Raw genomic sequence first — 26993 nt, forward strand, 5'->3', positions numbered from 1 at the left:
TCGGCCACCTTCGACTTGACGGCATAGAAATCAGTCCAGAGGCAACGTCTGCTTTCGAGATGACGGCGGCACGACCTTTTCGTCCGGATTGGGCGCGAAGCCGAACGTCCGGTTCTGCGCGCGTTGACGATCCGGCATGACGCAGTCTGGCCGGAAGCAGCTCGCCTGCTTCGGAGCAGATCCGACACACCACATTCCGGGACCATACATCTAGCGCTGCTCCGCTCGCGCGAAACGGCTGGATCTCAGTGAACATCGGCCATGGAGCGGATCTCACGGCAGGATCGTCAGCGCACGGCGTCCGGGCACCCGAAACAATCGCTGCAGCTCTCGATGTCGCGAGCAGATCCGATGCCTTCTCTGTGAGCGGGCCGGCTCGCGCGGCCGGCGTCTCCCGGCTCTAGCGCTCCGGTGATGTCGCCGTAAGAGACCCGGATCTTCCGGATCGAGGCTCGGGGCGAGCATCATCCAGGGCAGGCCGGGGCCGCATCGGCTGAGAAGTCAGGCAGTGCGGATAGAGTTCGAGCTTCGCAGCATAGTCGCGCTCGACCCGATTCCGGCCAGACACCGTCTTCTGTGACGATGATGTCCGTAGGGACGTCGTGCACCTGCGGGTCCATCGACGCGCGCCCGCGCGTCGATGGACCCGCACGAGCCTCGGTGGCCTCGCCGAACGCTGTTTCAGCACCTTCGGTTCGGCGACGCGGATCGTGACATCCCGCATCACCACGACCGTCCCGGTCATCCCTCCCTGTGCGGCTTGGAGAGGCACGATGGCGGACTTCAGCGAGATCGACCGCCCATCCTCGCGGACGACCGGGACGGATGGGGGAGCGCCCGCACCATAGTGGCTCTCCCTGGTCGCCGTAGTCTTGCGGCACCCCTCGCGGCGGGGCTCGCGCGGTCGTTCGGGCATGATGAGGTCGAGCGGTCGGCTCATGGCCTCCGGCCCTCTGCTCCAGCCTGTGTCGACGCCGGTCCGGTTCCCCAAATCGCGGATACCGGGTCAGCGCGTCGTGAGCGCACTCGCGCTCGGGAAAAACAGCTCTTCGCCACCGACCTTGTAGCCCGCGATCGCCCCCTGCCCCTCCGGCGAGACAAGCCAGTCGATGAAGGCCTGCCCCTCCTTCGCCTTCACGCCGGGGTGCCTGTCGGGGTTCACCAGCATTACGCCGTAGGGGTTGAACAGGCTCGGATCCCCCTGAACCAGGATGACCAAGTCGGCGCGGTTCTTGAACGCGAGCCACGTCCCCCGGTCGGCGAGGATGTAGGCGCCGAGAGCCGAGGCCGCGTTGAGCGCGGGGCCCATGCCCTGGCCGACGTCCCGGTACCAAGGACCGCGCACGGCGGCGAGATCGACGCCGGCCTCCCTCCAGCTGCGCAACTCGGCGCTGTGGGTGCCCGAACGATCACCGCGCGACACGAACGCCGCCTTGCTGGCCGCGAGCTTGGCGAAGGCCTCGCGCACGCCCAGGCCGCGCACGCCGGCCGGATCGGAGGCCGGGCCGATCAGCACGAAATCGTTGTACATCACGTCGTACCGCCTCTTCGCGAAGCCCTCGGCGAGGAACTTGTCTTCGGCCGGACGGTCGTGGACCAGGACCACGTCGGCATCGCCGCGGCGCGCGGCGTCGAGCGCCTGGCCCGTGCCCAGAGCGACGACCTTCACGTCGATCCCGGACGTCTCCCGGAAGAGCGGGAGGATGTGCTTGAACAGGCCGGACTGCTCGGTCGAGGTCGTCGAGGCGACGACGATCGCGGTCGGTTCGGCGTCGGCCGATGGCAGGAGGCCGGCCGCGCTCAGGAGCGCGGCCAATCCCAGGGTCAGGAGGCGACGACGGAAGGGGTCCACGGCAATTCCCCGGCGAGGTAGGCCCGCGCCTCGGACGTGCGGGGCGAGAACAGGATCTGGCGGGATGGACCATGCTCGACGGCGCGGCCGGAGGCCAGCACGATCGCCGTGTCGGCGAGGCGCGCCACCTGCCCGAGATTGTGTGAGACGAGCACCACCGTGGTGCCCGCCCGCGCCATCGCGGACACCAGCCCCTCGACGATCTCGGTCGAAGCCGGGTCGAGGTTCGCGGTCGGCTCGTCGAGGAGGAGCAGGTCGGGTCCGACCGCCCAGGCGCGGGCCAGCGCCAGCCGCTGCTGCTCGCCGCCGGAGAACCGCGTCGCGGCATCGCGTGCGCGCTCCGCGAGTCGGACCCGGGCGAGCGCCTCCTGCACCCGCGCGGCGCGCGCAGGACGGGGCAGGCTTCCGAGAGCCAGCGCGACGTTCGCGGCGGCGGTCGCGCGGATCAGCGCGGGCCGCTGAAACACGAAGGCCCGCCGGTGCGGGCCGACCCGGACCGTCCCGCCGTCGGGTCGCAGGAGCCCGTCGATGACCCTGAGCGTGACGCTCTTGCCCGCTCCGTTCGGTCCGATGACCGCCGTGACGCTGCCCGAAACGACCTCCAGGCAGAGACGGTCGAGCACCGTTCGCCCGTCGAGAGACAGCGTCACGTCCTCGAGGCGGATGGCCGGCGCCGCGCTCATCCGTACACGCGCGCGGCGTGGCGGCGGAGCAAGGCCACGGCGACGTTCACCACCAGAACGAGGCCGATCAGCACGAGGCCGAGCGCCAGGGCAAGGCTGAGATCGCCCTTCTGGGTCTCCAGCGAGATCGCCGTCGTCATCGTGCGGGTATACCCGTCGATGTTGCCGCCGACGACGAGGACCGCGCCGATCTCCGAGATCGCCCGGCCGAACGCGGCGAGCGCCGCGGTCACGAGGGAGAAGCGCACGTCGTAGATCATCGCCCCGGCCTGACGCGGTGCGGAGAGCCCGAGGGAGCGCAGCTGCTCGCCGAGATGCACCCGGGCGTCGGCGACGACCTGCTGCGTCAGGGCGGCGACGAGCGGGGTCGCGAGCGTCGCCTGTGCGGCGATCATCGCGCCGGGGGTGAACAGCAGGCCGAGCGTGCCGAGCGGGCCGGAGCGGGAGAGGACGAGGTAGAGCGCGAGGCCGACGAGCACCGGCGGCAGCCCCATGAAGGCGTTCAGCAGGCCGACCGCGGCGCCGCGTCCGGGAAAGCGGGCCACAGCCAGGAACGCACCCAGGGGTATGCCGAGCACGAGGCCGATGCCGACGGCGGTGAGGCTGACACGCAGCGACAGCCACGCGATCGCCAGCACGTCGCGATCCAGGCTGAACAGGCGGGAGAGGATGTCCTGGAGCGTCTGCATCACGCGCCCGGGCCGGTCCTCAGGAACAGGACGCGGCGGATGGCGAGATCAGCCGATGAGGCCGACCTCGAGATGCAGGTTCGGCGGAATGGTCCTGTCATGCCTACCAGGGAGCGCGCGGATACCGGGTGAGCATATCGCCCGGAGCGCTTGTTGTCGTGCCGTCGGGACGTTCGAAGTGGCCATCGCCGTCCGTCGGGGATGTGAGCCCCTCTGCGGGGGAACCTGCCCGTCGGGGGCGTCGTCGGTGCCGCGCTCCGGGCGGGCCGCCCGGATTCTCGCCGACGCGGCTTCTCTCGGTACGCGAACGCGGCGCATGCCGGGTCGACCGCCGCGCCGGCCCTTGATCCTCGAACCCGGATGGCGCATCGCCGCCAGGATGATCCGAAATGCGTCCTCGGCGCTGATCCCACTTCGGGAGGCGGCGAACCTGCTCAGCGGCGAGTCTGCGCCCGTCGCCCCCGCGACCGTTCCGCTCGAAGCGGCGCTCGGATGCATCGCCGCGGGAGCGGTCGTCGCGCGCTCCGCCGTGCCCGCGGCCATGACGGCGGTGCGAGACGGATTCGCGGTCGAGGCCGCTGCGGTGGGAGGCGCGTCGGCCTACGCGCCGATCTTCCTGGCGCGGCCACCGCCATGGGTCGAGGCGGGACAGCCGCTGCCTTCCGGCACCGACGCCGTATTGCCCCCGGAGGGATACGCGGACGGGACGGTCGTCGCGGACATCGCCACGCGGGAAGGCGTGTGCGGGGCGGGCGACGACGTCGCTGACAACGCGAGGCTGATCGAGGCGGGCACCCGGATCGAGCCGCTTCACCTGCTCGTCCTGGAGGCGGCCGGCCTGGAGACGATAGACGTCCGTCAGCCACTCTTGCGCGTCGTCACCGCGGGGACGTCGAGCCTCGATACCGTGTCGCCCCTGCTCAGGCGTCTGATCGCGCGGGCAGGCGGGGTGACCGAGGCGGTTCGCGCCCGGGGAGTCGAGGACATCGTCGCGGCCATCCGCGGCGGCACGGCGGACGCGGTGCTGGTGGTCATGGGAAGCGGCTTCGGCCGCTCGGACCATAGCGCGGCGGCCCTCGGCCTCGCCGGAGAAGTCCGCGCGCACGGCATCGCGTTGCGGCCCGGGGAAACCACCGCCGTCGGCTCCGCAGCCGGCAGGCCGGTTCTTCTGGTGCCCGGGCGTCCCGAGGCGGCGCTCGCCGCGTTCTTGGCACTGGGCCGTCCTCTCATCGCGAGGCTCGCCGGCGCGCAGGACCGCTGGCCTCGGCGGCATGTCCTCGTACGGAAGATCGTCTCGTCGATCGGTCTGTCCGAGGTCGTCTTCGTCCGGAGCGGGTCCGAGGGCGTCGAGCCGCTCGGCGGAGCCGGGCTTCCGCTCGCTCGGTTGGTGCAGGCGGACGGGATCGTCGTGGTCGAGCCGGAGAGCGAAGGCTTCCGGGCTGGCGAGGAGGCAGAGGTTTGGGCCCTGTGAGCGGCGACGCAGACCGTGACGAGGCGGCGGATTTCGCCGCGCGTCTCGCCGCGGCCTCGAGCCAGGAGCAGTTTCTCAGGGTGATGAGCCGGGACGACGCGCTCGCGGCGTTCCGGGCGGCGGTCCCGCACACGCGCCTGCCGTCCGAGACGCTGCCCTTGGAGGAAGCGCTCGGGCGCGTGCTCGCCCGCGACGTCGCCTCGCCCATGGACGTTCCGCCCTTCGACCGTTCCCTGGTCGACGGATTCGCCCTGCGCGCGGCCGACACGGAAGGAGCCGGGCCGGCGAGCCCGCGGCGTCTCGCGCTGAACCGCGAGATCCTCGCCTGCGGTGTCGCGCCGACGGTCGTCGTTCAGCCCGGAACGGCGACGCCGATCTCCACCGGCGGCATGATCCCGCGCGGCGCCGACGCCGTGGTGATGGTCGAGCACTCGGAGTTCGACGCCCGGAGCCTCGCCGTCGACATTCTGACCGCCGTTCGGCCGGCGCAGTTCGTGGGATATGCCGGGGCCGACATGGCACGCGGCGAGACGGTGCTGCGCGAGGGCACGCGGATCACCGCCCGCGAGATCGGCATGCTGGCGGCGTGCGGCCTTCCGGCCGTCGACGTCACCCGACGCCCGCGCGTCGCCGTCCTCTCCACGGGGGACGAGCTGGTCGCACCGGGCGAGCCCCTGCCCGAAGGCGCGATCTACGACTCGAACGGCGCGATCGTCGCGGCCGCGGTGACCGAGAACGGCGGGGAACCGGTCCGGCTCGGGATCGTGCGCGACGACGCCGCCGTCCTGGAGGCAGCCCTCCACTCCGCCCTCCGGGACAGCGACCTCGTCGTGCTCTCGGGGGGCACGTCCAAAGGGACCGGCGACGTCTCCCACCGGGTGCTGTCCCGCCTCGGCGAGCCGGGCATCCTGTTCCACGGCGTAGCGCTCAAGCCGGGGAAGCCGCTCTGCGTGGCGGTGGCTCAGGGAAGGCCGATCATCGTCCTGCCGGGATTCCCCACCTCCGCGATGTTCACCTTCCACGACTTCGTCGTTCCCTTCGTGCGGGCGCTCGCCGGGCTGCCGCCGCGGGAGGACGAGACGATCGCGGCGCGCGTGTCCCAGCGGGTGCCCTCCGAACTCGGCCGCACCGAGTTCGTGATGACCTCCCTCGCCCACGGTCCCGAGGGGACGATCGCCCTGCCGCTGCCGAAGGGCTCAGGTTCGGTCACGGCGTTCTCGCAAGCGGACGGCTTCTTCGCGGTTCCCGCCGCGCGCGCCGGCGTCGAGGCCGGAGAGGGCGTCGCCGTGGTCCGCCTGGGCGCCGGCGTTCGGGCGCCCGACCTGACGATCGTCGGCAGCCATTGCATCGGTCTGGACCGGGTGGTCGGCCTGCTCGCCGAGCGCGGCTACCGCGCCCGAACCATCTGGGTCGGGTCGGCCGGCGGTCTCGCCGCCCTGCGGCGCGGCGAATGCGACGTCGCCGCCATGCACCTCTTCGATCCCGAGACGGGCCGGTACAATGCCCCGTTCCTCGCCGAAGGGATGTCCCTCGCGCCCGGCTGGCGCCGCCTCCAGGGCGTCGTGTTTCGCCGCGGCGACGCCAGGTTCGAAGCCCGGAACGCCGCGGACGCGGTCGCCGCGGCGCTCGCCGACCCCGACGCCGTGATGGTCAACCGCAACGCCGGATCGGGCACGCGCCTGCTCGTGGACGGCCTGCTGGACGGTGCCCGGCCGGCGGGGTTCTGGAACCAGCCGCGCTCGCACAACGCCGTCGCCGCAGCGGTCTCGCAGGGCAGGGCGGACTGGGGCGTGGCCATAGCGAGCGTCGCGGATGCCTACGGGCTGGGCTTCCGCCCGCTGACGGAGGAGGCTTACGACCTCGCGTATCGCGCGGACGCGCGGGAGATGCCGGCGCTCGCGGCCTTCCTGAGCCTGCTGGGCGAGCCCGGGACGGCCGCCGCGCTGCGCGCTCTGGGCTTCACGCCCGCCGCGGGAGCCGCGTGACGCGCGCACCGTCGGCCGGCCTCGACGGAACGGGACGGACGATCCTGTCGCCCGCCGGGATGATCGACGCGGCCGTTTCGCGTAGGGACGCCTGCGAGGCGCTGGGGCCTCCGGCGAAGCGGCGGTGTGCGTTGGGCGAGGACACGAGCATCAGTTTGCGGATCGAGCTCGGCTCGGACACCCTGCTGGGACCCGGCAAAGCCGCCCTCCTGAGCGGCATCCGCGACACCGGCTCCATCGCCGCCGCGGGGCGACGGATGGGCATGAGCTACAAGCGAGCCTGGTACCTCATCGACACGTTGAACAAGGCGTTCCAGGAGCCGCTCGTCTCCGCGAGCAAGGGCGGCCGCCGGGGCGGCGGGGCCGTCCTGACGGGCACGGGCGACGCCATCCTCGACAGCTACCTGCGCATGGAGCGGCTCGCCTCGGAGGCCGTGGCGGGCGAACTCGACCTTCTGGCCTCGCTGATGAAGGTTGATTCCTAGGAGCGAGGCCGGGCGGAGGCGCGCCTCCGTGGGAAGCGGTCTCTCGAGGGCGGGCGTCGGCTTCGGTCTGTGCAGCCCGCTGCGTCATCGCGGGCGCAGCGAAGTGACCCAGGGCCGCGCGACATCTGTCGGCGTCGCGCCGACTGGATTGCTTCGCTGCGCTCGCAAGGACGGCACCGGGCCGATCGACCGGAAACGGTATCAGCCCGCGAGCCCGGTGTCCGGCGGCACGCCTGGGCGCGCCGCCGGAGGTCACGCCGCCTACTCGGCGGCCATGGCCGTGTGGACGGCGGAGGCCCGGGCCGCGCAGAACTTGAACTCGGGGATCTTGCCCATCGGGTCGAGCGCCGGGTTCGTCAGCAGGTTGGCCGCGGCCTCGGCGTAGCAGAACGGCATGAAGATCATGCCGACCGGCACGTCGCGGTCGGAGCGCACCTTCAGGTGGACGGCGCCGCGGCGCGTCTCCAGCTTCATCGTGTCGCCGGGCTCCAGCCCGAGCCGGTAGAGCTCCTTCGGGGCCATGAAGGCGACCGCCTCGGGCTCCAGCGCGTCGAGGACGCCGGCGCGCCGGGTCATCGATCCGGTGTGCCAGTGTTCGAGCACGCGGCCGGTCGACAGGACCATCGGGTAGTCGTCGTCCGGCAGCTCGTCCGGCGGCACCACGGCGGCCGGAACGATCTTCGCGCGCCCGCTCTCCGTGGGGAAGCCGGCGTAGAAGATGATCTCGTTGCCGGGCTTGTCCGGCGCGTCGACCGGATAGGTCACGGCGCCCTCGCGCTCCAGGCGCTCCCAGGTGATGTTGTTGAACGACGGCATCACCATGGCCATCTCGCGGAAGATGTCGGCCGGACCGCCGTAGTTCCAGGGCAGGCCGAGGCGCTTCCCCAGTTCCTGGATGATCCACCAGTCCTGCCGCGCGTCGCCCGGCGGGGACACCACCGGCTGCGAGATCTGCACGCGACGGTCGGTGTTGGTGAAGGTGCCGGCCTTCTCGGCGAAGGCGGAGGCCGGCAGCACCACGTCGGCGTGGAAGGCGGTCTCCGTCAGGAACAGGTCCTGCACGACGAGGTGGTCGAGCATCGCCAGGGCGTGCCGGGCGTGGTTCAGGTCGGGGTCGGACATCGCCGGGTTCTCGCCCTCGACGAACATGCCCTTGATCTCGCCGGCGTGGATCGCCCGCATGATCTCGACGACGGTGAGGCCCCTCTGCGGGTCGAGCTTCTGACCCCAGAACTCCTCGAACATCTCCCGCACCGCGGCCTTCTCGACCGACTGGTAGTCCGGGTAGACCATCGGGATCAGGCCGGCGTCGGACGCGCCCTGGACGTTGTTCTGGCCGCGCAGCGGATGCAGGCCGGTGCCGGGGCGCCCGATCTGCCCCGTGACGAGGGCGAGCGCGATCAGGCAGCGCGAGTTGTCGGTGCCGTGGACGTGCTGGCTGATGCCCATGCCCCAGAAGATGATCGAGGACTTGGCGCGGGCGTAGAGCCGGGCGACCTCGCGCAGCGTCTCCGCGTCGATGCCGCAGACCGAGGCCATCTTCTCCGGCGTGAACTCGACGATCTTCTCCTTCAGCGCCTCGAAGTTCTCCGTGTACCCCGCGATGTACTGCTCGTCGTAGAGCTCCTCCTCGATGATCACGTTGAGCATCGCGTTGAGCATCGCCACGTCCGAGCCGGGCTTGAACGCGAGGTGCTTGTAGGCGTGCCGCGACAGCACCTGCCGGCGCGGGTCCATGACGATCAGCTTGGCGCCGCGCTGCTTCACGGCGTTCTTGAGGAAGGTCGCCGCCACCGGGTGGTTCACGGTCGGGTTGGCGCCGATCACGATGATGACCTCGGCGTCGAGCGCTGCCGAGAACGGCGCCGACACGGCGCCCGAGTTCAGGCCTTCCATGAGGGCCGCCACCGACGAGGCGTGGCACAGGCGGGTGCAGTGGTCGACGTTGTTCGAGCCGAACCCGAGCCGCACCAGCTTCTGGAAGAGGTAGGCCTCCTCGTTCGAGCCCTTCGCCGAGCCGAAGCCGGCGAGCGCCTTGCGGCCGTGCGTGTCGCGGACCGTCTTGAGGCCCCCGGCGGCGCGGTCGAGCGCCTCCTCCCAGGTCGCCTCGCGGAAGTGCGTCCACGGGTTGGCCGGGTCGACCTGATCGTTGGCGTCCTTCGGGACGTTGTCCAGGCGGATCAGCGGCGCCGTCAGGCGGTGGGGGTGGTGGACGTAGTCGAAGCCGAAGCGCCCCTTCACGCAGAGCCGGTTGTGGTTGGCCGGCCCGTTCACGCCCTCGGCGTAGACGATCTTCTCGTCCTTCACCTTGTAGGAGACCTGGCAGCCGACGCCGCAATAGGGGCACAGCGAGGTCACCTCGCGGTCGGGGTACACCGTCCGGGTCTTGTGCTCGGCGTCGAGATAGGCGGACGGCATCAGCGCGCCGGTCGGGCAGGCCTGGACGCACTCGCCGCAGGCCACGCAGGTCGAGCCGCCCATCGGGTCGTCGAAGTCGAACACGACCTTGGCGCCGGCCGAGCGGTAGGCCATGCCGATGACGTCGTTGACCTGGACCTCGCGGCAGGCGCGGACGCAGAGGTTGCACTGGATGCAGGCGTCGAGATTGACGCTCATGGCCGGGTGGCTGAAGTCGCCGGTCCAGCGCTCGGCCGCGGGGAAGCGGCTCTCGGACACGTCGAGGAAGTCGGCCTGCACCCAGAAATGCGAGGTCGGGTCGTGCGAGGTCGCGCGCTCGGGCTGGTCGGCCACGAGCAGCTCGAGCACCATGGCGCGGGCCTTGGTGGCGCGCTCGGTCGCGGACTTGACCTTCATGCCGACGGCCGGCGTGCGCTTGCAAGAGGCGGCCAGCACGCGCTCACCCTCGATCTCGACCATGCAGGCGCGGCAGTTGCCGTCCGGGCGGTAGCCGGGCTCGGGCTTGTGGCAGAGGTGCGGGATGTGGGTGCCGAGGCGCTTGGCGACGGCCCAGATCGTCTCGCCGGGGGCGGCCTCGACCTGCTGTCCGTCAAGCTCGAACGCGATGGTCGGGGGGGCGGTCGGCCGCCCCTTCAGATCGTGCAGGCCCGACGGCTCAGGGGCCGCTTGGCCGCCCGCCTTCGCCCCTTCCGAGTAGGAGCCGCCGGCCCCCGGCTTCGGGCCCGACGCGGGCCCGCCCGCATCCTGCAGCCCGTCGGCCCGGATCTCGGGCTTCTCGGTCTCGTCGCCGCGCTGTTCGGGGGCGTTGCTCATGCGGCCGCTCCTGGCTCGGACATCGGGATAGGGTTCGCCGGCACCATCGGTTGCCTCACTCGGCAGCCGCGGCGCGGGGGGCGGGGAACAGGTCCGGGAAGTACTTGATGACGCTGCTGAGCGGGTTCGAGGCGGCTTGGCCGAGGCCGCAGATCGAGGCATCCCGCATGCACTGGGACAGCTCGCCCAGGAGCTCGGTGTCCCAGACGCCCTGCTCCATCAGGATGCGGGCCTTCTGGGTCCCCGAACGGCAGGGGGTGCACTGCCCGCAGCTCTCGTCCTCGAAGAACCTCATCAGGTTCAACGCGGCGCCGCGCACATCGTCCCGATCCGACAGGATCACGACGGCGGCAGAGCCGATGAAGCAGCCGTACTTCTCCAGGGTCCCGAAATCGAGCGGGATGTCGTTCATCGACGCCGGCAGGATGCCGCCCGACGCGCCGCCCGGCAGGTAGGCCGCGAAGGTGTGGCCGTCGGCCATGCCGCCGCAATACTCGTCGATGAGCTCCTGGATGGTGAGGCCGGCCGGGGCGAGCTTCACCCCCGGCTCTTTCACGCGTCCCGAGACCGAGTAGGAGCGCAGGCCGACGCGGTCGTTGCGGCCGTGGCTCTTCCACCAGTCGCCGCCCCGCTCGATCAGGTCGCGGACCCAGAACAGCGTCTCAATGTTGTTGATCAGCGTCGGACGGTTGAACAGGCCGACCTGGAACGGGAACGGCGGCTTGTGCCGCGGCAACCCGCGCTTGCCCTCGAGGGACTCGATCAGCGAGGATTCCTCGCCGCAGATATAGGCGCCGGCGCCGCGGCGCAGGTGGATGCGCGGGCCGCCCTCGGGGAGCTTCGCGATCTCGCGCGTCAGGATCTCGCGGGAGATGGGGTACTCGTCCCGCAGGTAGATATACACCTCCGGCGCCTCGACGACGTGGGCGCCGATCAGCATCCCTTCGAGGAAGCGGTGCGGGTCGGTGTTGAGGTAGAGCTGGTCCTTGAAGGTGCCGGGCTCGCCCTCGTCCCCGTTGACCGCCATCAGCCGGGGCCCGGGCTCGCCGCGCACCGAGCGCCACTTGCGCCCCGTCGGGAAGCCCGCGCCGCCGAGGCCGCGCAGTCCGCCGTCGTCGAGCACCTTCAGGACGTCGTCGACCGGAAGGTCCCCGCTGCGGAGCCGGTCGAGGGTCGCGTACCCGCCGGCGGCCCGATAGGCGTCGTAATCCACGTAGTCCGGGACATGGGCGTGTGTGTCGCCGGCCTCGACCGCGGCCCTCACGGAGGCGAGGTCGGCCTTGTGCAGGAAGTTGTGCCCGACCTCGACGGCGGGCGCGTGGTCGCACAGGCCGACGCAGGGCGCGCGCACGACGCGGACGGCGTCGGAGGCGAGTTCCCGCTGGAGCGTCTCCAGCAACTCGTCGGCGCCGAACATCGCGCAGGTGATGCTGTCGCAGACCCGGACGGTCAGCCTCGGGATGGCGGCGTCACCCTCCTTCACCACGTCGAAATGCGCGTAGAAGGTCGCGGTCTCGAAGACCTCGGCGAAGGCCAGGGCCATCTCGTCGGCCAGCGCCGCCAAGTGCTCGGCGCTGATCTGGCCGTAGGTGTCCTGGATCAGGTGGAGGTGCTCGATGAGCAGGTCGCGCTGGCGCGAGCGGGAGCCGAGAAGCTCCTCGATCTCGACCTTCGCCCGCGGCTCGACCTGGCGCCCCTTGGGTACGCTGCGCGCCTTGTTCCGCCCCCGGCCGGGATGCGAGAAGTTCCTGACGGTCCCCGGTGCCTCACTCATGCGATATCTGGTTTCCAACTGCTGGGGCGGTTAGTCGCGGCGTCCTGACGGTCGGTCGGGGCTTACTGGCCGCCGAAGGCCCGGAGCGGCTGGCCGGCCTCGGACCGATGTTCCATCGCGACGGCGCCCGTCGCCGCGTCCAGGGAGGTGATCCTGGGCCCGACGACGGAGCGAAGCTCGATCTCGAACGCGTCGAGGGTGGCGTTGAGGCGGTCCATCAGGGACTTCGAGGCGTCCGCGGTCGAGGAAGCGATCGTCCCCGCGAGCGCGTCGCGAACGCGGTCCGCGAGCTCCTGCGTGAGCGGCGGCTTCGCGTCGGCGCAGTAGGCGTCCGTCACGATGGCGGCCCAGTCCGCCGCAGAGGATGCGTCGCTCATGCTCATGCCTGCGCGATCAAGGGAAGGTCGGAGTCGTGCATGGCGTGCCCGTTCGGGTCCGTTGGCGTGGCGTTCGCTCGTGGCATACCAAATGGCAGCCGTTATAGCGGAGGTGTTATATCGTTTTTGAAGTCGTTTCAATTTGCGTGAGGCGGGGTCACGCGCCCCGACGGCGTGGCTGACGCTTGCTCTGAGACATCGTGCGGGGCAGTGGAAACGTCGCGAGGGAGGCGGTCAGAGGTGTCCGGCATGCGCGTGATCGGACTTGCCGGGTGGAGCGGGGCTGGCAAGACCACCCTGCTGGTTCGGGCCATCCCCGTGCTCGTCGCCCGCGGCGTGAAGGTGGCGACCCTCAAGCATGCCCACCACGACTTCGACACAGACTGGCCCGGGAAGGACTCGTACGAGCACCGCAGGGCGGGGGCGGTCGAGGTGCTCGTGTCGTCGGGCCGCCGGTGGGCCCAGGTCCACGAGCTGCGGGACGAGGCGGAAGCGACCCTGGCTCAGCTCCTGCGGCGGATCAGCCCCTGCGACCTCATCGTCGTGGAAGGCTACAAGCGGGAGCCGATCCCCAAGCTCGAGGTCCATCGCGCCGAGAACGGCCGCCCGCCCCTCCATCCTTTGGACCCCACCATCGTGGGCATCGCGAGCGACGTCGGATTTCCGGCCTCGGGCATTCCCGTCGTAGATTTGAACGACCCGGAGGCGGTGACGGGGCTGATGCTCGACGTCGCCGTTCCCTTCGAAGACGTCCTCGGGAGGCTCTAGCCGGATGGCCCAGCTCAGCGACGACTGCTTCGCGTTCGGCGGCCCCCTGATGACCATCGAGGACGCGCACGCCCTGTTCGGCGAGCGGCTCGTAGCGGTCGTCGGCACCGAGGATGTTCCCGTCCAGGACGCCGACGGACGCATCCTGGCCGAGGATTGCGTCGCGCCCATCGACGTCCCGCCGTTCCCCAACTCGGCCGTCGACGGCTACGCGGTCCGTTTCGCGGACCTGCGCGCCTCCGACGCGACGGTGCTGCCGGTCGGCGCGGTCGTCGCGGCCGGCGGGTCGTCCGAGGGCGTGTCGGCGGTGGGCTCGGCTACCCGGATCTTCACCGGGGCCCCGATGCCGGCCGAGGCCGACACCGTCTTCATGCAGGAGGACGTCCACGTCCTGCCCGACGGCCGGGTGTCCTTGCCGCTCGGGCTGAAGCGCGGCGCCAACAGCCGCGACGCCGGCGAGGACGCGGCCAAGGGCTCGTCGATCATCGCGGCCGGCCGGCGTCTCCGGCCGCAGGACTTGGCTCTGGCGACCGCGGTCGGCCTGCGCATGTTGAAGGTTCGCCGCACCCTGCGGGTCGGCGTGTTCTCGACGGGCAACGAGCTCGTCGAGCCGGGGGCGCCCTTGAGACCAGGCGCGATCTACGACTCGAACCGCGTCCTGCTGCTCGCGCTTCTCCGGCGGATGGGCGTCGCGGCGAGCGATCTCGGCGTCATCCGTGACGATCCGACGGCGCTCGCGGCGAGGCTCTCGACGGCGGCCGCCGAGCACGATGTGATCCTGACTTCGGGCGGCGTGTCGACCGGTGACGAGGATCACGTGAAGACCGCCGTCGAGACCATCGGGCGCCTCGTCTTCTGGAGGCTGGGAATCAAGCCGGGGCGTCCGGTCGCGATGGGCATGATCGACGGCAAGCCGTTCCTGGGCCTGCCCGGCAACCCGGTGGCCGTCTACGTCACCCTGTTGTTCGTCGTGCGGCCGCTCCTCGCCCGGCTCGCCGGCGAGGCTTACGCGCCGCCGCGCGGGTTCAACGCCAGGGCGGCCTTCTCCTACCGGAAGCGAGCGGGCCGCAGAGAGTTCGTCAGGGTCAGCCTCGCCCGGGACGCCGACGGCACCTGGGAAGTCCGGAAGTTCCAGCGCGACGGCGCGGGCATGCTGTCATCGCTCACCGAGACCGAAGGCCTCGTGGAACTGGAGGATAACCGGACCGAGGTCGTGCCGGGCGACGTCGTGCGGTTCCATCCGCACGAAGTCCTTTGGTAGCGAGGCCGCACGCAGAGCCTCACGGGACACAGACCGCGCCCGAGCATTGCCGGGCCCGCGCCTTCGTTATATCAAATCTGCTATATCGCTTGTGATAGGCCGTGCGAGCGGCCGCTCGGTCGGCGGGCTTGGGCAACGATGTTCGATGGTGTCTGGCGGAGCCGAGCAGGCGCGGAACTTCGCCTCCTCCAGATGGGCGAGGCCGTCTCCGGGACCTACACCGCCGCCAATCCCGGCCCTGCGCAGACGCATCGAAGCCGCATCCTCGTCGGCACGGCCGAGGGCGACATCATCGGCTTCGTGACCAGCACGTCGTCGCCGCAGGAGATCACGGCCTGGACCGGGCGTCTCGTGCGCGCCGACGAGGAAACGGCCGAGGAGATCCACGCGGTCTTTCATGCCGTCGAGCGGTGTTCCAAGCCGAAGGCAGAGGACAACCCCATCGCCCTCGAGACGACCATCTTCTCAAAGGTCGAGAACGCCTGTTCATGATGGCAGGGCCGCTTCCATCCTCGATGTCATCCTGAGGAGCGGGCGGCGCGATCGAAGGGAGGAGCGGTCGGCGCGTTCATCGCCGACAACGATCGGCTTGCCGCTGCGTCCTCCAACCCGTCCTCTCGGCATCGGGTCAGCGAATGGCTGTTCGCACGTGGGGGCGTCCGCTTGCGGAACGTCTTCCAGTCCAGCGGAATGGCCGGGAGGGGCGCGAAGCTGACTGTCTGGTGCTGCGTGTGCTGCCGATCCGGCGCGCCGTAATAGGGTCGACAGCGGAACTGCTTCGGCGAAGCCCAGTTCGAAGCGGGCGGCCTCTCACCGAGCCAACGCGGTCGTAGAAGCCCGCCCAGGCAGCACCGCCACCGTAGACGTTCGTGCGCCAGCTATCCGATCACTTGGCGGCCCTGAAGGCTGCCAAGCCGATACAGCTCATCCTTTTGCGGGAGAACAACGGAGCGCGTATTGAGCGTCTCGGGGGAACGCCATCGCGGCCCACCGCCGCCTCCGGAAGCCTGCCCTCACAAAGCTGCCTCGAGCCATCCCTCGGGTCGGGGACTCCTTCAAGTCCATGCGATGACACAGGAAACGCGCGCGACAGCGGCGAGATCGTTGCAGGTCGAGCGAACACAGCGGGTCGCAACGCGCCCCAGTTTCTGAGATGGCCGGACAGGCGCCCGGTCCGCCCGCTCTTTCACCCCGGCAGATGAAGCATGGCAGCTGCCAGTGCGCGCCGCTCCGTAGGGCGGATGCGTTGGCCGCGCGCCGGGACGGTAAGGGTTGGCGCAGGGAGGCCCGCGGGCCGCCAGGTCGCCCACCGCCTCAACGCGGTCCTCCCGCTCGGCAGCCTCATCCAACGGGCGGCGCCTCATGGCCCGCGTCCCGTCGCGCATCGGGTCCGCGTCGTCCGATCGTTCGAGATCGCCGTCGTCGAGGCGATGCTGAGGTGGCGAGCATCGGTGAATCCGGTCACGCGTCGGCAGGCCTTGCCACCGCCGCCTTCCAGTCCCACTTGGCGCCCGCGCCGGTTCCCGATCGGGAAGAGTTGTTCTTCGCCGTCTCACCCGCCGCCTCGACGAAGGAGAGCTGGGTGGAGCGAGCCGCGAACCTGACGGCGGACGATTTTCGCGCGCTGGCCGACGCCCTGCCGCAGATGGCCTGGGTGGCCGAGCCGAACGGCGACATCATCTGGTACAACCGCCGCTGGTACGACTACACCGGCACCACCATCGAGCAGATGCGTGGATGGGGCTGGCGCGACGTCCATCACCCCGACCACGTCGAGCGCGTGGTGGGACGCATCAGCGAGGCGTTCCGGACCGGCGAGCCGTGGAAGGATACCTTCCCGCTCCGCGGCGCCGACGGTGAGTACCGCTGGTTCCTGTCGCTGGCACAACCCCATCGCGGATCCGACGGACGCATCCTGCGCTGGTTCGGGACCAACACCGACATCACCGAGCGCAAGGGCTTGGAGCGCCGGCTCGCCCGTCACGCCATCGACCTGCGCCGCTCGAACGAGGAACTGGAGCAGTTCGCCTACGTCGCCTCCCACGACCTGAAGGCGCCCCTGCGCGGCATCGAGAACCTCGTCGGGTGGATCGAGGAGGATCTGGAAGGCTCGCTGACCGGCGACGTGCAAACGAACATGGAGCTCCTCAAGAGCCGCGTGCGTCGGCTGGACAGCCTCCTCGACGACCTCTTGGCCTACTCCAGGGCGGGAAGGGCGGACGCGACCATGGACACGGTCGACACCCGGGCGCTGGTCGGGGAGCTCGCCGTCCTGGTCAGCCCACCCGAGGGCTTCACCATCTCGGCAGACGCCTCCCTGCCGACGATACATGCCCCCCGGGCGCCCCTCACCCAGGCCTTGCAGAACCTGATCGGCAACGCCATCAAGCACCACGACCGGCCGGCCCAAGGGCACATCCGGGTGGAGGCCAAACCATCGGGGGGCGCGGTCGAGTTCGTCGTGACCGATGACGGGCCGGGCATCCCCGAGCAGTTCCGCGAACGCGTGTTCGGCATGTTCCAGACGCTCAAGCCCCGCGACGAGGTCGAGGGCAGCGGCATGGGGCTCGCCATCGTGCGCAAGCTGGTCGACCGGCAGGGCGGCAAGGTCTGGCTCGCGGACGGCTCCGACGGGCGTGGCCTGACGGTGCATTTCACGTGGCCGCTCGACGGCGGGAAGGGGCGGACGGATGGGTTCGACGGTTAACATCCTGCTGGTCGACGACGACGAGGTCGACGTCCAGGGACTCAAGCGCGCCTTCAAGAAGAGCAAGATCGGCAACCCGATCACCGTCGCCCGCGACGGCATCGAGGCCCTGGAGATCCTGCGCGGCGAGAACGGGCGCGAGCGCCTGCCCAAGCCGCACCTGGTCCTGCTCGACCTGAACATGCCGCGCATGAACGGCATCGAGTTCCTGGAGGCGGTGCGCGCCGACGAGGACCTGCGCTCGGCGGTGGTGTTCATGATCACCACGTCGAAGGCCGACGAGGACCGGATGCGCGCCTACGGGCACAACGTCGCCGGCTACATCGTCAAGCGCGACCCGGCCAACACCTTCATGGAGGCGGTCGCGCTGCTGGAGCATTACTGGAAGGTCGTGGAGTTCCCGGCGTAGCCGCCCCCGTGACGACCCCGACCCGCATCCTGCTGATCGACGACGACGCGGTCGACCGGGCGGCCGTGCGCCGGGCGCTGGCCAAGTCCGGGCTCAAGCACTCGCTGACGGAGGCGCCGGGAGGCGACGAGGGCCTGCGCCTCGCCGCGGAGGAAACCTTCGACTGCGTGCTGCTCGACTACCGGCTGCCGGGCATCGACACGTTCGCGCTGCTCAGGACGCTGCTGGCGGCCGAGGGGCAGGCGCGGGCGGTGCTGATGCTGACCGGCGAGGCCGACCCGGACCTCGCGACCCGGCTGATGCGGGCGGGGGCGCTGGACTACCTCGACAAGGCCGAGGTCACGCCCTCCGGCCTGGCCCGTGCGATCCGCTACGCCGAGGCCCGACAAGCCTTCCAGGCGGAGCTCGCCGCGGCGCGGCGCGAGGCGGAGGCGAAGTCGCTCGAACTCGACACGCTGAACCGGCAGAAGTCCCTCCTGTTCTCGATCATCGCCCACGACCTGCGCAATCCGTTCCAGGCGCTGCTCGGCCTGTCCGAGGTGCTGGGCAAGGCCGTCGCGGCGCGCGACCCCGCGTCCGTGGAACGTCGGGCGAAGGGCATCCACGAGGCGGCGACGCAGGCCTATGACCTGCTCGAAAGCCTGTTCTCCTGGGCGAGCCTGCAGATGGACACGATGGCGGTGGCCCTGACCGACGTCGGTCTCGACGCCTTGGCGGCCGAGGTGATGCAGGGTGCGTCCGAGGCTGCCGCCGATAAGGGCATCGGCCTGGTGGTAACGTGCGACCGGGTCGTCGTTCGGGCACAGCGGGACATGCTCGCCACGGTGCTGCGCAACCTCGTGAGCAACGCGGTCAAGTTCACGCTGCCGGGCGGAACCGTCACGGTGGCCGGTCGGCGCGACGGCGACGAGGTCGAGATCTCGGTGACCGACACCGGCATCGGCATGCCGCCGGGCAAGGTCGATGACCTGTTCCGCCTGGACAGGCGGACGACGACGAACGGCACGGCGGGTGAGCGTGGGAGCGGGCTCGGCCTGTTGCTCTGTAGGGACCTCGTCGAGCGCCAGGGGGGCGTGCTGACCGTGACGAGCGCCATCGACCGGGGAACCACCTTCCGATTTCGGCTGCCGGCCCCCGTCGTGTCGGGGCCGATCCCGTCCGTCGCGGCGCTCACCTGACCCGCCGGCGCGCACCGTCCGTTGTCCGTCGGCGTTAGTCGAGGCAATCGACGGCTGAAATCCCGTGCCGCGGCGGTCACTTCGCCGCCAGTTGTCAGGTATCGGACATCTTCGCGCCCGGAAGTCCGCTACTGGACAATTCGGCCGCGCCGGCCCGGACCGCTCTCGTGACTGCCCGAAAATCGTCTTCCATCGACGGCAACCTGCTGCTCGAAGCCCTCAACGCGGCCGACCGCGCCTTGCTGGCCCCGCACGTCGAGCGTCGCGAGGTCAGTCGCGGCGACGTGCTGTTTCGCGCCGGCGACGACGTCAGCCACGTCACTTTCCCCGCGCAACGCTGCGTCGTGACCCTGGTGGTGCCGCTCATCGACGGGAAGTCGGTCGAGACAGCGACGATAGGCCGAGAAGGCGCCATGGGCGGCGTCGTCAGCCACGGCTACCTGCCGGCGTTCGGGCAGGCGGTGGTCCAGGTTGGCGGGCCCGTCATCCGGATCGACGCCGCGCGTCTGTCCGCGGCCAAGCACGCCTCCAAGGGCATCCGCGACCTGTTCGTGCGCTACGCCGACTGCCTGCTCGCCCAGGTGCTGCAGTCGGTGGCCTGCAACGCCGCCCATACCATCGAGCGGCGTTGCCTGCGTTGGCTCCTGACCCTGCAGGACCGGATCGGCACCGCCGAACTGCCGGTCACCCACGAGCTCCTCGCCGACATGCTCGGTGTGAGACGAGCGTACCTGACCGAAGTCCTCGGCCGCATGCAGCGCGAAGGGCTGATCGGCATCGGACACGGGCGCATCACGCTGCCGGACCGCGCCCGCGCCGAGGCCGGAGCCTGCGAGTGCCATGCCACCGTGCGGCGGCACTTCGAGGAAGTGATGGGCGCCGTTTACGCGCCCGGCGGGCGGATCATCGCCGTCGACGTCGCCGAGCCCGAGAGACTCCGGCCGCCATCGACGGTCGTGCGGGAGGGGAGCCCGTGAACCAAGTCATGCCTGTCGCCCGGATCGAGGAGGACGCGCGGCTTCTCGCGCTCGCGGCGTTCGGCATCCTCGATACGCCGCCCGAACGCGGCTTCGACGACATCGTCCACCTCGCCCGCCAGCTCTGCGCCGCGCCAGTGGCCTTGATCAGCCTGCTCGACCGAGACCGGCAATGGTTCAAGGCTCGCGCCGGCTTCCCGCCCTGCGAGACCGACCTCGACCGCTCGGTGTGCAAGTTCGTCCTCGCCGAAACGGGCGTGCTGCAGATCCCGGACCTGACGCTCGACCCGCGCACGCTCGGCAACCCCTTGGTGACCGGCGAGCCGCACCTGCGCTTCTATGCCGGCGCGCCGCTGCGAAGCCCCGGAGGCGAAGTCCTGGGAAGCCTCTGCGTTATCGACCACGCACCCCGCCCGGGAGGGCTGACACCGGCCCAGGTCGAGAATCTTGAGCGCCTCGCGCGACAGGTGGTGGACCAGCTGGTGCTCCGCCGCGCCCTGGCCGAGCGCGACCGGGGCGAGCGCCAGCGTACGGCCATCGCCGAGACCCTCGCCGCGGTCGTCGCGACCGGCGGCGATCTCGACGCGAGTTTCAGGGCGGTCCTGGCCGGCGCCATGCGTGCCGTGCCGGCAGCGGAGGCCGGCGCGGTCGAAATGCGCGACGGCGAGGACTTGGTCTATCGCGCCGTCACCGACGACCTGACGCCGCATCTCGGCCTCCGCTTCCCGGTCCAGGGGAGCCTCGCCGGCGCCTGCATCAGGGAGGGCATCCCGCTCCTCGTCCCGGACGTCCTCCGAGACCCGCGGGCGAAGCGGGACGTGCTGGAGAGCTCGCGCCTGCGCTCCTGCCTCCTCGTCCCGGTGCGCCGCGGCGGCACCGTGGTCGGCGTCCTGAAGCTGCAGTCGAGCCGGCCCGCCGCCTTCTCGGAGGACGACCTCAGGGCCGCCGCGGTCTTCGCCGCGACGGTCGCCACGGGCCTGGCCGAGGCGGGCGAGGTCGCCGCCAGGAGCGAGGCTTCGCGGACCGAGTACCGTCGCCGGGCCGTGTTCGACAGCGCGCATGACTACGCCATCATCGTCTTGGACCTCGAAGGCCGCGTCACCGACTGGAACTCCGGCGCGACGCGCATCCTGGGCTGGCGCTCCGAGGAGATGTGCGGCAAGCCTGCCGACGCGTTCTTCACGCCCGAGGACCGGCGTGACGGCATCCCCGACAAGGAGATGCGGTCCGCCATGGAGAACGGCCGCGGCATCGACGAGCGTTGGCATCTGCGCCGCGACGGCGAGCGTTTCTGGGCGAACGGCGAGATGATGGCGCTGCGCGACGAGGACGGCGCCGCCATCGGCTTCGTGAAGATCCTGCGCGACCGGACCGAGCAGAAGGAAGCCGTCGCCCGGCTGGAGGAGAGCCGGGAGCGCTACCGGCTCGTCGCGCGGGCGACCAACGACGCGATCTGGGACTGGGACCTGGCGACGAACCACGTCCTGTGGAACGAGGCCCTCAACGAAGCCTACGGCCATGCCTCCGGCGCGGTCGAGCCGACCGGCGAATGGTGGATCGCGCACATCCATCCCGAGGACCGAGCCCGCATCGATTCCGCCATCCGCGCGGTCATCGACGGCGCGGGGACGGCCTGGACCGAAGAGTATCGCTTCCTGCGCGCCGACGGGTCCTACGCCCACGTGCTCGACCGCGGCTACGTCATCCGCGACGCCGAAGGACGCGCGAGGCGCATGATCGGCGCGATGCTCGACCTGAGCGAACGCAAGCAGGCGGAGGACGCGCTGCGGGAGAGCGAGCGCCGGTTCGCCCTGGAACGCGGCCTGCTCCACGCGGTCTTCCAGCAGGCGCCGGTCGGGATCTCCATAGCGGGCGCCACGGCGGAGGTGCCGTCGGTCATCAATGCCAGGGCCGAGGAACTCCTCGGGCACGGGCTCGGGACCGAGGGCGACGCCCGCTACGTCTCGTATGGCGCGCAGCATCCCGACGGGCGCCGCTACGAGCCGGGTGACTATCCGACCTTGCGGGCCCTGCGTCACGGCGAGACCGTGCGAGCCGAGGAGATGCATTATCGCAACGCCGCTACCGGCCTCGTCCGGCCCCTGGAGGTGTCGAGTGGTCCCGTGCGGGACGCGGACGGTACGATCCAGGCCGCCGTGACCGTGTTGGTCGACGTCGAGGACCAGCGCCGGGCGGAGGCGGAGGCGCGCAAGCTCGCCGCCCTCGTCGAGCAGTCGCGTGACTTCATCGGCCTCGCCGCACCCGACGGAACGGTCGACTTCGTCAACGAGGCCGGCCGCCGGCTTGTCGGGCTGCCCGATCTTGCCGCCCGGACCAACCGCATCCTCGACTACTTCGTGCCGGGGGAGCACGACCGGATCCTCGCGGATGTCCTTCCCGCGGCCGAGCGCGACGGGTTCTGGGAGGGCGAGCTGCACTTCCGCAACTTCGCCACCGGCGCGGGCGTACCCGTGCACTACAACATCTTCCAGGTCCGCGACCGCAATGGCGAGCTGCTCGGCTACGGCACGGTCACCCGCGATCTGACGGAGCAGCACCGCGCTCGGCAGGCCCTGCAAGCGAGTGAGGCGTCGCTTCGGGCGGTCCTCGATACCGTGCCGGTGGGCATCCTGTTCGCGGAAGCGCCTTCGGGTCGCATCGTCGGCGGCAACCGCCGGCTGGAGGAGATCTTCCGTCACCCGGTGCTGCCATCGCCGAACGCCGAGAGCTACGGGGAGTGGGTCGCCTTCCACGAGGACGGACGGCGCGTCGAGCCCAACGAGTACCCGTTGAGCCGGATCATCCGCGAGGGTGCCGAACACGCGGCGCTCGAATGCCACTACCAGCGCGGCGACGGGACCCGGGTCTGGATCGAGATCGTCGGCGTGCCGATGCGCGACGAGAGCGGCACGATCGTCGGCGCTGTCGTGGCGGTCGCCGACATCGACGCCCGTCATCGGGCCGAGGAACGGCAGGACCTGCTCAACCAGGAACTCTCGCACCGCATGAAGAACCTGCTGGCGATGGTGCAGGCCATCGCCGCCTCGACGCTGCGCGGCGCGGCCGACATGGACACGGCGCGCGAGGTCCTCGGCAGCCGGCTGGTCGCCCTCGGTAAGGCGCATGACGTGCTCCTCGGCGGCGCCGCCGAGAGCGCCTCCCTGGCGGCTGTGGTCCGGGAGGGCGTCGGCGTGCAGGAATCGGCGGGGCGCCGCGTCGCCTTCGTGGGTCCGGACGTCGAGATCGGCGGAAAGGCCGTCCTGTCCCTCGCCTTGACCCTGCACGAGCTGACCACCAACGCGGTCAAGTACGGCGCGCTATCGGTGCCTGACGGGACCGTCACGGTCGAGGCCGCCCTGGTCGGGCCGGCAGCGGCGCCGCGCCTGCGCATCGCCTGGACCGAGCGCGGCGGCCCGCCGGTCGTGCCGCCGGCTCGTAAGGGCTTCGGGTCGCGCCTGATCGAGCGCGGCCTGACGGCACAGGTCAGCGCCAGCCTCGCACTCGACTACCGTCCCGAGGGGGTGAGCTGCGTCATAGAGGCCGCGCTCACCGATTTTCAGGCCACCGGCTGAGGATGCGGCGCAGCGGAGGGCGGCCCCGACCGTTGCCGCGCGCCACGACCGTTTGCCCGACACCGACGACGGCCCTGGTGGTCCGGGACGAGATGCTGTTCCGGCTGGAGGTTTGCGACCACCTCGAAGCCGGGGGCTACGAGGTGGTCGAGGCCGGGAACGCCGCACCGGCGCTCGAACGGCTGGACGGCGCGGTCGCCCTGACGGTCACCGACGGCCGCATGCCGGGTTCCGTGGATGGCCTCGCCCCCGCGCGCGAGGTGGTCCTCCGCCGCCCGGACGCGGCCCTGGTCGCGGTCTCGGCGCAGATGACCCCGCGACCGGGCGACCTGCCGGGAGGCGTCCCGTTCGTCGCCCGCCCGTGCCTGGAAAGCCACCTGCGCGAGGCGGTCCTGCGCGTCGCGGCCAGGCGGGCCGGCCGCATCCCGGCCCTGCGCGACGCCCTGCGGCAACGAGCGGCGCTAACGTTCGGGTAAAGGGATTGAACGAGGTGGAAAGCCGGCCGAGGGCGCATCCGCCGGAAACTGTGCGCGTTGACGTCCGCCGCTCGACAGGCGCACCCCGGGGATTTCACCATGCAATCTGACACGCCGCGCCCGGGAGGCGAGCCTCCGCCGCCCATCGGCGATCCGCCGCCCGGTCCGGTCAACGCTCCATGACCGCGCGGTACACATCTCGCCGGTATCCCGCCCGCCGGGCCGGAGCCGCTCACCACAACCAATGCGTCTTCTGACCGGTCGCGAGCGATGCGGCTGGAACCTGTCGAGCGATCATGCACCTACCCCTACCGGACCCGGGAACGCTGTCCCGCGAGGAACTGGAAGCCGAGGTTCGGCGCCTGCGCGGGCACTCGGCCTCCCTCGCGCAGATGTTCGAGCAGGCCCCGAGCTTCGTCGCCCTGCTCAGCGGGCCCGAGCACCGTTTCACGCTGACGAACGCGGCCTACCAGCGCATGGTCGACGGTCGCGACGTGGCCGGCCGCACCGTCGCCGAGGCGCTGCCGGAGGCCGCCGCTCAGGGCTACGTCGACCTGCTCGACGAGGTGTTCCGTAGCGGCCGAGCCCACCGGGCGACCGGCGCGAGGCTCGACCTTCAACCCGACCCGGGCGGCCCGGCCACGGAGCGCTACTTCGACTTCGTCTACCAGCCGGTCGCTGGCGCGGACGGTCGGGTCGCGGGCATCTTCGTCGAGGGCCACGACGTCACGGAGCGCACACGCGCCGAGGTCGCTCTGCGCGAGAACGAGGCGCGCTACCGGACCCTGTTCGAGAGCATCGAGGTCGGGTTCTGCATCATCGAGATCAGGTTCGAGGACGCGTGCGCCGTCGACTACCGCATCGTCGAAGCCAACCCTGCCTTCGTGCGGCAGACTGGCGCCGACGTTGCCGGCAAGTGGGTGAGCGAGTTCGCGCCGAACCTGGAGCGACACTGGTTCGACACCTACGGGCGCGTCGCCCTGACCGGGGAGCCCGCGCACTTCGAGCACTTCGCCGAGGTGTTCGGGCGCTGGTTCGACGTGCGCGCCTTGCGGACCGGCGAGGCCGCGGCGAACCGGGTCGCCGTCTTCTTCTCGGACATCACCGAGCGGCGCCGGGTCGAAGAGCGCGCCGAAGCCGGCGAGCGGGAACTCCGCCTGATCGCGGACGCCCTGCCGGTGCTCATCGCCTTCATCGGCGCGGACCACGTCTACCGGTTCGCCAACGAGGCCTATGACGACTGGTTCTTCGTCCCGGCCGGGCAGATCGTCGGTCGGGATGTCAGGGACTTGCTCGGGCCGGACGCGTACTCGGCACGCCGACCCTTCATCGACCGGGCTCTCGGCGGTGAGCCGGTCACCTTCGAGATGGACTGGCCGCATCGCGACGGGCGCCACCGGGTCGCCGAGATCCGCTACCTCCCGCGCCGGGACGCCGGCGGCCGCGTCGACGGCTTCCATGTTTTCGTGCAGGACGTGACCGTTCGGGCGCAGACCGAGGCCGACCTCGCCCGCCAGGTCGCCGCCCGGACCGCCGAACGCGACCAGATCTGGCAGGCGTCGTCCGACCTGCTCTGCGTGGCCAGCCTCGACGGCTACTTCGTCAGCCTCAACCCCGCCTGGCCCCGGACCCTCGGGTGGACCGACGCCGAGATGAAGGCGCGCCCGTTCCTCGATTTCGTCCACCCCGACGACGTCGCCGCGACCGTGTCGGCAGCCGGCGGCCTGGCGCGCGGGGAGGCCCAGCTTACCTTCGAGAACCGATACCGTTGCAAGGACGGCAGCTACCTTTGGCTGTCGTGGAACGCGGTGCCGCGCGACGGGCTCATCTACTCGTCGGTGCGCGACGTGACCGAAATCAAGCGGCAGGCCGAGGCGCTGGCCAGGACCGAGGAGGCCTTGCGGCAGTCGCAGAAGATGGAGGCGGTGGGGCAACTGACCGGCGGCCTCGCGCACGACTTCAACAACCTGCTCGCCGGCATCTCCGGCTCGCTGGAACTGATGCAGACCCGCATGTCCCAGGGACGGATGGGCGACCTCGAGCGCTACATGACGGTCGCCCAGGGCGCGGCCAAGCGCGCCGCCGCCCTGACCCACCGCCTGCTCGCCTTCTCCCGGCGTCAGACTCTCGACCCCAAGCCGACCAACGTGAACCGCTTGGTCAAGGACATGGAGGAGCTGGTCCGGCGGACGGTCGGCCCATCGATCCACCTCGAGGTCGTCGGGCTCTCGGGGCTGTGGCCGGCACTGATCGATCCGGGGCAGCTGGAGAACGCGCTTCTCAACCTGTGCATCAACGCGCGTGACGCGATGCCGGATGGCGGCCGCATCACCATCGAGACCGCGAACAAGTGGATCGACGAGGCGGGTGGCCGCCAGCACGACCTGTCTCCCGGCCAGTACCTCAGCGTCTGCGTCACCGACACCGGTACCGGCATGTCGGCGGACCTCGTCGACAAAGTGTTCGAACCGTTCTTCACCACCAAGCCCACCGGCGAGGGCACGGGCCTCGGCCTGTCCATGGTCTACGGCTTCGCCCGCCAGTCCGGCGGCCAGGTGCGGATCTACTCCGAGGTCGGCGAGGGCACGACCGTCTGCCTGTACCTGCCGCGGCACTACGGCGAGGCCGACGAGGACGAGGTCGCGCGAAGGCTCGCCGAGGTGGGGCAGGCCCGCCAGGGCGAGACGGTGCTGATCGTGGACGACGAGCCTTCGGTGCGGATGCTGGTCACCGAGGTGCTGGAGGACCTGGGCTATACCGCCATCGAGGCGGCCGACAGCGTCGCCGGACTCAAGGTGCTGCAGTCGGACGTGCGCATCGATCTGCTGGTGACCGACGTCGGGCTACCCGGCGGCATGAACGGACGGCAGATGGCGGATGCCGGCCGCGAACGGCGTCCCGACCTGAAGGTGCTGTTCATCACCGGCTACGCGGAGAACGCGGTCCTCGGGAACGGCTACCTGCGCCCCGGCATGCAGGTCCTGACTAAGCCGTTCGTGCTGGAAACGCTCGCCACCCGCATCAAGGACCTCATCGCTGAGGCTTGAACCGCGCCGCCCGCCCCGTGGGTGGCGACCCGCGTCAGCGTCCGCAGGGAC

19 protein-coding genes and 1 pseudogene are annotated in these 26993 nt (G+C 70.7%); 13 read left to right on the forward strand and 7 right to left on the reverse strand.

Annotated features, from left to right (window positions below):
• Positions 1 to 1006: 1006 nt before the first annotated feature.
• The 3 genes from ME121_RS12860 to ME121_RS12870 are packed head-to-tail and all read right to left on the reverse strand — an operon-like array spanning position 1007 to position 3227.
• The gene (locus tag ME121_RS12860) at positions 1007 to 1852 is read right to left on the reverse strand and encodes an ABC transporter substrate-binding protein (RefSeq protein WP_012329875.1); all 846 of its coding nucleotides are present in this window, start codon (positions 1850 to 1852) and stop codon (positions 1007 to 1009) included.
• Complete coding sequence (locus tag ME121_RS12865) at positions 1825 to 2535, reverse strand: ATP-binding cassette domain-containing protein (protein ID WP_012329876.1); 711 nt, start codon at positions 2533 to 2535, stop codon at positions 1825 to 1827. The genes ME121_RS12860 and ME121_RS12865 overlap by 28 nt, the downstream gene beginning before the upstream one ends.
• Positions 2532 to 3227 (reverse strand): ABC transporter permease, encoded by a 696-nt coding sequence (locus ME121_RS12870; RefSeq protein WP_041372974.1) that lies wholly within the window; start codon positions 3225 to 3227, stop codon positions 2532 to 2534. Before ME121_RS12870 ends, ME121_RS12865 begins: the two co-directional genes overlap by 4 nt.
• A gap of 376 nt (positions 3228 to 3603) precedes the next feature.
• On the opposite strand from ME121_RS12870, the gene ME121_RS12875 reads away from it, so the two are divergent.
• From ME121_RS12875 to ME121_RS12885, 3 genes are all read left to right on the forward strand, one after another.
• The gene (locus ME121_RS12875; protein ID WP_059408951.1) at positions 3604 to 4695 is read left to right on the forward strand and encodes a molybdopterin-binding protein; all 1092 of its coding nucleotides are present in this window, start codon (positions 3604 to 3606) and stop codon (positions 4693 to 4695) included.
• Positions 4692 to 6680 carry a molybdopterin biosynthesis protein gene (locus tag ME121_RS12880; protein ID WP_041372976.1) on the forward strand — a complete coding sequence of 663 codons (1989 nt, stop codon included), beginning with the start codon at positions 4692 to 4694 and terminating at the stop codon, positions 6678 to 6680. The genes ME121_RS12875 and ME121_RS12880 overlap by 4 nt, the downstream gene beginning before the upstream one ends.
• Positions 6681 to 6835: 155 nt before the next feature.
• Positions 6836 to 7165, forward strand: a complete 330-nt coding sequence (locus ME121_RS12885) for a winged helix-turn-helix domain-containing protein (protein ID WP_024827492.1) — start codon at positions 6836 to 6838, stop codon at positions 7163 to 7165.
• Positions 7166 to 7426: 261 nt separating this feature from the next.
• On the opposite strand, the gene fdhF is transcribed toward ME121_RS12885, so the two are convergent.
• From fdhF to ME121_RS12900, 3 genes are all read right to left on the reverse strand, one after another.
• Positions 7427 to 10396: a formate dehydrogenase subunit alpha gene (gene fdhF, locus ME121_RS12890; protein ID WP_012329881.1), complete on the reverse strand. Its 2970-nt coding sequence runs from the start codon at positions 10394 to 10396 to the stop codon at positions 7427 to 7429.
• A 55-nt stretch (positions 10397 to 10451) separates the two neighbouring features.
• Positions 10452 to 12170 carry an NAD(P)H-dependent oxidoreductase subunit E gene (locus tag ME121_RS12895; protein WP_059408952.1) on the reverse strand — a complete coding sequence of 573 codons (1719 nt, stop codon included), beginning with the start codon at positions 12168 to 12170 and terminating at the stop codon, positions 10452 to 10454.
• 62 nt (positions 12171 to 12232) lie between these two features.
• A complete protein-coding gene (locus ME121_RS12900) occupies positions 12233 to 12547 on the reverse strand; it encodes a hypothetical protein (RefSeq protein ID WP_012329883.1) in 315 nt (104 codons plus the stop codon).
• Positions 12548 to 12796: 249 nt separating this feature from the next.
• Here ME121_RS12900 and mobB point away from each other — a divergent pair, with 249 nt between their 5' ends.
• From mobB to ME121_RS12915, 3 genes are all read left to right on the forward strand, one after another.
• Positions 12797 to 13315 (forward strand): molybdopterin-guanine dinucleotide biosynthesis protein B, encoded by a 519-nt coding sequence (gene mobB / locus ME121_RS12905; protein WP_012329884.1) that lies wholly within the window; start codon positions 12797 to 12799, stop codon positions 13313 to 13315.
• A gap of 4 nt (positions 13316 to 13319) precedes the next feature.
• Complete coding sequence (locus tag ME121_RS12910) at positions 13320 to 14576, forward strand: molybdopterin molybdotransferase MoeA (protein WP_059408953.1); 1257 nt, start codon at positions 13320 to 13322, stop codon at positions 14574 to 14576.
• Positions 14577 to 14714: 138 nt separating this feature from the next.
• Entirely contained in the window at positions 14715 to 15068 is a 354-nt protein-coding gene (locus ME121_RS12915) for an avidin/streptavidin family protein (protein ID WP_076729952.1), read from the forward strand.
• A gap of 563 nt (positions 15069 to 15631) precedes the next feature.
• Here the strand turns inward: ME121_RS12915 and ME121_RS33595 are convergent.
• A pseudogene (locus tag ME121_RS33595) lies at positions 15632 to 15753 on the reverse strand (IS5/IS1182 family transposase); the annotation flags it as partial.
• Between the two features lie 405 nt (positions 15754 to 16158).
• Between ME121_RS33595 and ME121_RS12920 the strand changes: the two are divergent.
• The 7 genes from ME121_RS12920 to ME121_RS33600 all read left to right on the forward strand — a co-directional run bounded on the left by ME121_RS12920 (position 16159) and on the right by ME121_RS33600 (position 26942).
• Complete coding sequence (locus ME121_RS12920; RefSeq protein ID WP_059408979.1) at positions 16159 to 17283, forward strand: sensor histidine kinase; 1125 nt, start codon at positions 16159 to 16161, stop codon at positions 17281 to 17283.
• On the forward strand, positions 17267 to 17692 hold the full coding sequence (locus tag ME121_RS12925) for a response regulator (protein WP_012329888.1): 426 nt from the start codon (positions 17267 to 17269) through the stop codon (positions 17690 to 17692). The genes ME121_RS12920 and ME121_RS12925 overlap by 17 nt, the downstream gene beginning before the upstream one ends.
• A gap of 8 nt (positions 17693 to 17700) precedes the next feature.
• Positions 17701 to 18870 carry a hybrid sensor histidine kinase/response regulator gene (locus tag ME121_RS12930; protein ID WP_012329889.1) on the forward strand — a complete coding sequence of 390 codons (1170 nt, stop codon included), beginning with the start codon at positions 17701 to 17703 and terminating at the stop codon, positions 18868 to 18870.
• 167 nt (positions 18871 to 19037) lie between these two features.
• On the forward strand, positions 19038 to 19847 hold the full coding sequence (locus ME121_RS12935) for a Crp/Fnr family transcriptional regulator (RefSeq protein WP_012329890.1): 810 nt from the start codon (positions 19038 to 19040) through the stop codon (positions 19845 to 19847).
• Positions 19848 to 19855: 8 nt separating this feature from the next.
• The gene (locus tag ME121_RS12940) at positions 19856 to 23419 is read left to right on the forward strand and encodes a PAS domain S-box protein (RefSeq protein ID WP_052516986.1); all 3564 of its coding nucleotides are present in this window, start codon (positions 19856 to 19858) and stop codon (positions 23417 to 23419) included.
• Positions 23420 to 23496: 77 nt separating this feature from the next.
• A complete protein-coding gene (locus tag ME121_RS12945; RefSeq protein ID WP_059408954.1) occupies positions 23497 to 23895 on the forward strand; it encodes a DNA-binding transcriptional response regulator in 399 nt (132 codons plus the stop codon).
• A 296-nt stretch (positions 23896 to 24191) separates the two neighbouring features.
• A complete protein-coding gene (locus ME121_RS33600) occupies positions 24192 to 26942 on the forward strand; it encodes a hybrid sensor histidine kinase/response regulator (protein ID WP_089231015.1) in 2751 nt (916 codons plus the stop codon).
• Positions 26943 to 26993: the final 51 nt, after the last annotated feature.

Source organism: Methylobacterium sp. ME121, from assembly GCF_000974725.1.
GTDB lineage: Bacteria > Pseudomonadota > Alphaproteobacteria > Rhizobiales > Beijerinckiaceae > Methylobacterium > Methylobacterium radiotolerans.

Bases quoted from the DNA above. Each gene is read 5' to 3' on its own strand.
- fdhF (WP_012329881.1), bottom strand. From the start codon at position 10,396: ATGAGCAACGCCCCCGAACAGCGCGGCGACGAGACCGAGAAGCCCGAG.
- ME121_RS12900 (WP_012329883.1), bottom strand. From the start codon at position 12,547: ATGAGCGACGCATCCTCTGCGGCGGACTGGGCCGCCATCGTGACGGAC.
- ME121_RS12875 (WP_059408951.1), top strand. From the start codon at position 3,604: ATGATCCGAAATGCGTCCTCGGCGCTGATCCCACTTCGGGAGGCGGCG.
- mobB (WP_012329884.1), top strand. From the start codon at position 12,797: ATGCGCGTGATCGGACTTGCCGGGTGGAGCGGGGCTGGCAAGACCACC.
- ME121_RS12925 (WP_012329888.1), top strand. From the start codon at position 17,267: ATGGGTTCGACGGTTAACATCCTGCTGGTCGACGACGACGAGGTCGAC.
- ME121_RS33600 (WP_089231015.1), top strand. From the start codon at position 24,192: ATGCACCTACCCCTACCGGACCCGGGAACGCTGTCCCGCGAGGAACTG.
- ME121_RS12910 (WP_059408953.1), top strand. From the start codon at position 13,320: ATGGCCCAGCTCAGCGACGACTGCTTCGCGTTCGGCGGCCCCCTGATG.
- ME121_RS12865 (WP_012329876.1), bottom strand. From the start codon at position 2,535: ATGAGCGCGGCGCCGGCCATCCGCCTCGAGGACGTGACGCTGTCTCTC.
- ME121_RS12895 (WP_059408952.1), bottom strand. From the start codon at position 12,170: ATGAGTGAGGCACCGGGGACCGTCAGGAACTTCTCGCATCCCGGCCGG.
- ME121_RS12915 (WP_076729952.1), top strand. From the start codon at position 14,715: ATGTTCGATGGTGTCTGGCGGAGCCGAGCAGGCGCGGAACTTCGCCTC.
- ME121_RS12940 (WP_052516986.1), top strand. From the start codon at position 19,856: ATGCCTGTCGCCCGGATCGAGGAGGACGCGCGGCTTCTCGCGCTCGCG.